At 72.6% G+C, this 6,955-nt stretch carries 7 protein-coding genes; 2 read left to right on the top strand and 5 right to left on the bottom strand.

Features of this window, described 5'->3' with window-relative positions; genetic code table 11:
* On the bottom strand, positions 1-295 hold a 295-nt coding region (locus QR78_RS01240; RefSeq protein WP_048425660.1), incomplete at its 3' end, for a DoxX family membrane protein.
* Between the two features lie 67 nt (positions 296-362).
* Positions 363-1,628 (bottom strand): multidrug effflux MFS transporter, encoded by a 1,266-nt coding sequence (locus QR78_RS01235; protein WP_048425659.1) that lies wholly within the window; start codon positions 1,626-1,628, stop codon positions 363-365.
* A gap of 274 nt (positions 1,629-1,902) precedes the next feature.
* Here QR78_RS01235 and QR78_RS01230 point away from each other — a divergent pair, with 274 nt between their 5' ends.
* Positions 1,903-3,351, top strand: coding sequence for a mannose-1-phosphate guanylyltransferase/mannose-6-phosphate isomerase (locus QR78_RS01230; protein WP_048425658.1), 1,449 nt, complete (start codon positions 1,903-1,905; stop codon positions 3,349-3,351).
* A gap of 298 nt (positions 3,352-3,649) precedes the next feature.
* Here QR78_RS01230 and QR78_RS01225 read toward each other — a convergent pair whose 3' ends face one another.
* Both QR78_RS01225 and QR78_RS01220 read right to left on the bottom strand, forming a co-directional pair.
* A complete protein-coding gene (locus QR78_RS01225; RefSeq protein WP_048425664.1) occupies positions 3,650-3,934 on the bottom strand; it encodes a hypothetical protein in 285 nt (94 codons plus the stop codon).
* Between the two features lie 107 nt (positions 3,935-4,041).
* Positions 4,042-4,752: a carbonic anhydrase gene (locus QR78_RS01220; RefSeq protein ID WP_048425663.1), complete on the bottom strand. Its 711-nt coding sequence runs from the start codon at positions 4,750-4,752 to the stop codon at positions 4,042-4,044.
* A 276-nt stretch (positions 4,753-5,028) separates the two neighbouring features.
* On the opposite strand from QR78_RS01220, the gene QR78_RS01215 reads away from it, so the two are divergent.
* Positions 5,029-6,030, top strand: coding sequence for a 4-hydroxyproline epimerase (locus QR78_RS01215; RefSeq protein ID WP_048425657.1), 1,002 nt, complete (start codon positions 5,029-5,031; stop codon positions 6,028-6,030).
* Between the two features lie 34 nt (positions 6,031-6,064).
* On the opposite strand, the gene modA is transcribed toward QR78_RS01215, so the two are convergent.
* Entirely contained in the window at positions 6,065-6,853 is a 789-nt protein-coding gene (gene modA / locus QR78_RS01210; RefSeq protein WP_048425656.1) for a molybdate ABC transporter substrate-binding protein, read from the bottom strand.
* Positions 6,854-6,955: the final 102 nt, after the last annotated feature.

Raw genomic sequence — 6,955 nt, 5'->3', positions numbered from 1 at the left:
CGCCGGCGCCGGCGAACTCCCAGAACCGGTGCAGCAGAAGCCCGGCCACGACCGCGTGCACCGCGAGGCCGAGGCCGACGAGGCGCGGCAGCACCCCGAGCACCAGAAGGAGCGGCCCGAACAGCCCGATCACCACCGACGCGGTCGCGACGGCGTTCGGGTAGGGCATGCCGGTGCCGGCGAGCGTCAGGGCGAAGCCCGAGGGGTTGAGCGCCCGACCGATCGCCGCGGGGAGCAGCGCGGAGGCGAGCAGCAGCCGCCCGGCGAGCAGGATTCCGTCGTTGCGCGCAGCCATCCCGAATTCCCCCGATCGACCCCGGTCCTGAGGCCCGGACGGTGGCGCGCCAGGGGTTAAGGGGGTTCTACCGGGCCCCGGCGCCGAACAGGCGGCCGCGCTCGGTCCACAGCACCGTCGCGAGGGCGAGCCCGCTGAGCGCGCAGTAGCCGACCGCGAGCGGCGTGACGGTGCCGTCGAAGGACTGGCCGACGAGGAGGCCGCAGAAGGCCGCGAGCAACGTGGTGTAGAAGCCGATGAACGACGAGGCGGTGCCGGCGATCGCCGCCAGCGGCTCCATCGCCAGGGCGTTGAAGTTCGGCATCGCGAAGCTCATCAGGAACTGGCAGGCCGACAGGGTGGCGATCAGGACCCAGACCGGCGGCCGGCCCCCGTAGGCCAGCATCAGGACGAGCTGCAGGCAGGCGACCGCGAACAGCCCGACCGTGCCCATATGCGCCAGCCGCCGCATGCCGAGCCGTCGCACGAGGCGGGCATTGATCAGGGTGGCGACGCCCATCGCACCGGCGATGAGCGCGAAGGCGACCGGAAACAGCGGTCCCAGGTGGTAGAGGCCGGTGTCGAAGATCGCCTGCGCCGAGCCGACATAGGCCATGATGCAGCCGGTGGTGAGCCCGAGCGCCGTGGCGTAGCCGAGCGAGGTCCGGGTGCCGACCGTGACGGCGACGCCCGATCCGATCGCCCGGACGGAGACGGGGCGGCGGAAGGCCGGGTGCAGGGTCTCGGGCAGGCGCGTGCCGAACCAGGCCAGGGTGACGAGGGCCAGCGCCAGCATGGCACCGAAGATCAGCCGCCAGCTTCCGCCGAGCAGGATGGCGCCGCCCATCGAGGGCGCGAGGATCGGCACGATGAGGAAGACCATCATGCAGAACGACATCACCCGGGCCATGTCGCGGCCCTCGTAGCGGTCGCGCACGATCGCCACCGCCAGCACCCGGCCGGCGGCGCCGCCGATGCCCTGGATGGCGCGGGCGAGGAGCAGCACCTCGAAGCTCGGCGCCAGCATGGCGAGCACGGTCCCGGCGAGGTAGATCCCGATGCCGACCATGAGCGCCGGACGCCGCCCGGTGCCGTCCGAGACCGGGCCGTAGAGGAGCTGGGCGGTGCCGAATCCCAGCATGTAGACGTAGACGAGGAGCTGCAGCCGGTTCGGGTCCCGGACCGCGAAATCGCCCTGGATCGCCGGGAAGGCCGGCAGGAAGCTGTCGATCGTGATCGCGGTCAGGCCCATCATCAGAGCCATCAGCGCCACGAACTCCACGAAGCCGGGCCCGGCCCAGACCGGCCTGGTCGTCTCGACGGGAGTCGCCTCGCCGCGCGCGCTGCTCGCCATGATCATCCTGAGGAAGCGGCCTGCGGGGACGAGGCCGGCATCTGCGCCGGACCAGTGGCGGAGGCCGGCGCCGCCCGCAAGGCAGGCAGGGGCATGGCAGCGATGCGGCGGGCCGGCGCAGCGGGGCGGTTCGCCCGCGCGAAACCATATGGCGCGAGTTGGGGCCGGATTGCGGGCCGCGGCCGGGTTCCGCCCCTTCCGATAGGCCCGCCCGGCGTGGCAAACGACGATGCCCAGGCGCTGTGCCTAAGGCCGCGTGGCCCGGAGCCCGACCATGTCCGATTCTGGTGACCTGATCCACCCGGTGATCCTGTGCGGCGGATCCGGCACGCGGTTGTGGCCGGCCTCGCGCGAGAGCTTCCCCAAGCAGTTCCTCCCGCTCGTCGAGCCGGGGCGCTCGTCGTTCCAGGCCGCCGCGGCGCGGCTCGGCGACACCGCGATCTTCGCCCGGCCGGCCGTCGTCGCCGCCAACGATTCCCGCTTCCTCGTCGCCGAGCAGCTGGCGCAGGCGGGCGTGCAGGCCGACATCCTGCTCGAACCCTGCCGGCGGGATTCCGCACCCGCCGTCGCCGTCGCGGCCCTCCACGCCGCCGCCCGCGACCCGCAGGCCCTCGTGCTGATCCTGCCCGCCGACCACGCGATCGGCGACGACGCGGCCTTCGTGGCGGCCGCCCGCGCGGCCGGCCTCGGGGCCCGGGCCGGTCACATCATGACGCTCGGCATCGCGCCGACGACCCCCTCCACCGCCTACGGCTACATCGAGCCCGGCCATCCCCTGGCGGGGGCCGCGGGCGAGGCGGGCGCGCACCTCGTCGCCCGGTTCCGCGAGAAGCCCGACGCCGCGCGCGCCGCCGACCTCATCGCGCAAGGCGCCCTTTGGAACGGCGGCTACTTTCTGTTCCGCGCCGACGTGATGCTGGACGAGCTCGAGGCCCACGCCCCCGCGGTGCTGGCGGCGGCCCGGGAGGCGATCGGGACCGCCACCCGCGACCTCGACTTCATCCGCCTGGGGGCCGAGGCCTTCGCCCGGGCGCCGCAGATCTCGATCGACTACGCGGTGATGGAGCGGACGAGGCGGGCCGGCGTGCTGCCGGTGCGCTTTCCGTGGTCGGATATCGGCACCTGGGGGGCCCTGTGGGAGGTGTCGGAGCGGGATGGCGAGGGCAACGCGGTGCGCGGCCGGGTGGCGCTGCGCGATACCCGCAACAGCCTGGTCCATTCCTCCGGGGAGGTTCTGACCACGGTGGTCGGCCTCGACGACGTGGTGGTGGTGACGACCGACGATGCGGTCCTGGTGACGAGCCGCACGACCGGCGGGGCCGTGAAGGATCTGGTCGAGGATCTGCGGCACCGCCGCGAGCCGGAGGCGGACGCCCACCGGCTGATGTACCGGCCCTGGGGCTCCTACCAGCGCATCGACATCGGGGGCCGTTTCCAGGTCAAGCGGATCACAGTAAAGCCGGGCGGCCGCCTGTCGCTGCAGCGCCACTACCACCGGGCCGAGCATTGGGTGGTGGTGCGCGGCACCGCCGAGGTGACCGTGGATGGAACGGTGCGGCTCGTGCACGAGAACGAGGCGGCCTACCTGCCGATCGGCTGCGTGCACCGCCTGGCCAACCCGGGCAAGATCCCGCTCGAACTCATCGAGGTCCAGGTCGGCAGCTATACCGGCGAAGACGACATCATCCGCATCGAAGACGTCTATGGACGCGAGGGCGGATAGACCAAGAGGGCGTCCGTCATCCCGACCGTTACCGGACGGCCGCCTTGCTTCCGGGAGGCGCCCATCCCGGCGCCTCGGACACGACCGGCATCGTCCCGGTCGGCGTCGGGCGCGCGTTTCGCGACGGTCCGTATCTCCTGGGATGGGGTGCCGCGCCGCCTGCACGGGCGGATCGGTCTCGAGGCGGAGGGCGGAAACCGCGACGGCCCCCGCGCAGAGCGTCGGGGCCGTCGCCGCCTATCCCTCTCGTCGTGCTCGCCCGGGATTCGCCGGGAAGCAGGCCCGTCCGTCCGTCCGGTCAGCGCCCGGTGCAGCGCAGGGCCTCGCGCTGGCAGGCGAAGCCCGGGGTCGAGCAATGGACCCCGTCGGTGCCGCGGGTGCAGACCCGGCAGGAATCGGTCCATTCCCGGCAACCCGGATCGTCGGCGGGCGACAGCACCGCCGGGCGGGGGACCGGCGCCGGCCCGGAGGCCGGCGCGAAGTTGGCGATCAGGATCGTCACCAGGGTCGCTCCGGCGGCGATCCAGGCGAAGCGGGCGTCGCGCGAGCGGTCGGGGCGGGTCTCTGCCGGGATGTCTGCCATGCCGGCCGTCGTCACCCGCCCCTCGCCATCTGTCAATCCGCCCGCTCTTCGCCGCCCGCTCTTTGCCGTCCGCTCTTCGCCTTTCGCCGACCGCCTGTCGCGACGGGCTACTCGGCCGCCCGCGCTGCGGGGGAGCCGACGGCGGCGGCGGCGAGACGCGGCGCGGCGGCCGCCTCGGCGACCGGAAGCGCGTCCTCCTCGGCCAGGACCACGAACTGGCCGGCCTCGCCGTCATAGACCAGCAGGTGGCCGGTCTCGATCTCGAACAGCCAGCCGTGCAGGGTGAGCTGGCCCGAGGCGAGCGCGCTCGCCACCGCCGGGTGGGTGCGCAGGTGGTTGAGCTGCACCAGCACGTTCTCCATGGCGAGGGCGTGCAGGCGGCGCTTGTCGTCGATGTCGTTCGGGTAGGCGTCGCAGACGATCTTGCGGGCGGCCTCGCCGTGGCGCAGCCAGGCGGCGACGCTCGGCATCTTCTCGGCGAGCCCCGGGGTGAGCAGGCCCTTCATGGCGCCGCAATCCGAGTGGCCGCAGACCACGATGTCGCGCACGTTCAGCGCCATCACGGCGTACTCGACCGCCGCGGTCACGCCGCCCATCATGGTGGCGAAGGGCGGCACGATGTTGCCGACGTTGCGGGTGACGAACAGCTCGCCCGGCCCGGCCTGCGTGATCAGCTCCGGCACGACGCGGGAATCGGCGCAGGAGATCACCAGCGCCTTCGGCTTCTGGCCGTCATGGACGAGGCGCTGGTAGACCGAGCGCTGGCTCGGAAACACCTGCTCGCGGAACTGGGTGAACCCCTGAACGATATTGTCCATCATCGACAACCTCCTTTCGCCGGCTGATACTGCGTCGGTCATGAACTTGCGGGCCCGTCCGGGGCCGCGCCACGAAGCCGAGAACGTCGCAGCGGCCGGCGGGTTGCCCGAGGTCGCCTGTCTGCCTGTGCGTCATCTGGCCCGGCGGCGGGGCGGGATGAGACCGCGCTCCTCGACCGTGACCGGACCGATGCCTGGGTAAGCCGCTGGTCCGCCGTGGCGATTTCTGCGACGAAGGGGCGCCCGGGCCGGAACGCCCTCGGAGACCGCCCCGTCATGCATCCCCACACCTTCCTGTGCGTCGACGCCCATACCTGCGGCAACCCGGTGCGGGTGGTGGCCGGCGGCGCGCCGGTCCTGCCCAACGTCCCGATGGGCGAGAAGCGGCAGATCTTCGTCGCCGAGCACGACTGGGTGCGCCGGGCGCTGATGTTCGAGCCGCGCGGCCACGACGCGATGTCGGGCTCGATCCTCTATCCGCCGTCGCGGGAGGATTGCGACCTCGGTGTTCTGTTCATCGAGGTCTCGGGCTGCCTGCCGATGTGCGGCCACGGCACGATCGGTACCGTCACGGTGGCGCTGGAGCAGGGATTCGTGGTGCCGCGCGTCGAGGGGCGGCTCGCCCTCGAGGTGCCGGCCGGCAAGGTCGAGGTCGAGTACCGGCGCGACGGCCGCTTCGTCGACGAGGTCCGGCTCTACAACATCCCGAGCTACCTGCACGCGTCGGATGTGCGGGTCGAGGTGCCGGGCCTCGGGCCGCTCACCGTCGACGTGTCCTACGGGGGCAACTTCTACGCCATCGTCGAGCCGCAACCCGGCTGGGCCGGCCTCGACGGCATGACCTCGGCGGAGATCCTGACGCTCAGCCCGCTCGTGCGGCAGGCGGTGCAGCGGGCGGTGTCGCCGGTCCACCCGGAGGATCCGCGCATCCAGGGCCTCAGCCACGTCATGTGGGCCGACCGGCCGAAGCACCCGCAGGCGCATGCCCGCAACGCGGTGTTCTACGGCGACAAGGGCATCGACCGCTCGCCCTGCGGGACCGGCACCTCGGCCCGGATGGCGCAGCGCGTCGCCAGGGGGCTCCTGAAGGTGGGCGACGACTTCGTGCACGAGAGCATTATCGGCACGCTCTTCCACGGCCGGGTCGAGGGCACCGCCGAGGTCGGCGGGCGCGCCGCCATCCGCCCGAGCATCGGCGGCTGGGCCCGGGTGATCGGGCACAACACCATCCTGGTCGACGAGCGCGACCCGCTGGCCTTCGGCTTCCAGCTCGCCTGATCCGGCAACGGGCCCGACCGCGAACCGGGGCGTCCTACTGCGACGCCCCCTCCCCGATCACCGTGAACCCCTGCGCCTCGAAGAAGCGGCGGGCGGCCTTGCTCCGCAGGTAGGACAGGAAGCGCCGACCGCCCTCGCCCTTGGCCTCCGTCGTCACCGCGAAGGGATAGATCACCGGCGGGTGGCTGCCCTCCGGAAAGACCCCCACCACCTTCACGCCCGGATCCGACTTCGCGTCGCTCTCGTAGACCACCCCGAGCGGCGCCTCGCCGCGGGAAACGAGCGCCAACGCCGCCCGCACGTTGTCGGCCTGGGCGAGCCGGGGCTGAAGCGGCGCCCACAGGCCCAGCGTCTCGAACGCCGCCTTGGCGTACTTGCCGATCGGCACCGAATTGACCTCGCCGGTGGCGAGGCGTCCGTCGGGGCCGAGCGTCCGGGCGAACCAGTCCGGCGTGAACGCCGCCTCCGTGATCTTGGCATCCTTCGGCGCCACCACGACCAGGCGGTTGCCGAGCAGGTTCACCCGGGTCTCGGGCCGGACCAGCTTGCGGGCGGCGAGGTAGTCCATCCATTCGAGGTCGGCCGAGGCGAAGAGGTCGGCCGGCGCCCCTTGCTCGATCTGGCGCGCCAGCGCCGAGGAGGCGGCGTAGCTCGCCCGCACCGGGATGCCGCTCTCGGCCGTGAACGCCTTGCCGGCCTCGTCGAGGGCGTTCTTCAGGCTCGCCGCCGCGAAGACCGTCGTCGGCTCGGCGGCCGCGGCCGGGACCGCGATCAAGGCGGCGACGACGAGACAGGCGGCCCGGAGGGTGCGGCTGGAGCGCATGGTGGCGGATCCTCGGCTCGTAATGGTCGTGCGCGTAATATGCCGCCGCGCGCAACATCCGCCAGTGCCGCTTCGTCCTCGGTATCCGATGCGGACGAGGCC

This window comes from Methylobacterium indicum, assembly GCF_001043895.1.
Classification (GTDB): Bacteria; Pseudomonadota; Alphaproteobacteria; order Rhizobiales; family Beijerinckiaceae; genus Methylobacterium; species Methylobacterium indicum.
Note: the sequence above shows the minus strand (reverse complement) of the source record. Positions and strands in the feature narration are given on the sequence as shown.

Coding starts and splice junctions, on each gene's coding strand:
- modA (WP_048425656.1), bottom strand. CDS start 6,853: ATGCGCTCCAGCCGCACCCTCCGGGCCGCCTGTCTCGTCGTCGCCGCC.
- QR78_RS01220 (WP_048425663.1), bottom strand. CDS start 4,752: ATGGACAATATCGTTCAGGGGTTCACCCAGTTCCGCGAGCAGGTGTTT.
- QR78_RS01230 (WP_048425658.1), top strand. CDS start 1,903: ATGTCCGATTCTGGTGACCTGATCCACCCGGTGATCCTGTGCGGCGGA.
- QR78_RS01225 (WP_048425664.1), bottom strand. CDS start 3,934: ATGGCAGACATCCCGGCAGAGACCCGCCCCGACCGCTCGCGCGACGCC.
- QR78_RS01215 (WP_048425657.1), top strand. CDS start 5,029: ATGCATCCCCACACCTTCCTGTGCGTCGACGCCCATACCTGCGGCAAC.
- QR78_RS01235 (WP_048425659.1), bottom strand. CDS start 1,628: ATGGCGAGCAGCGCGCGCGGCGAGGCGACTCCCGTCGAGACGACCAGG.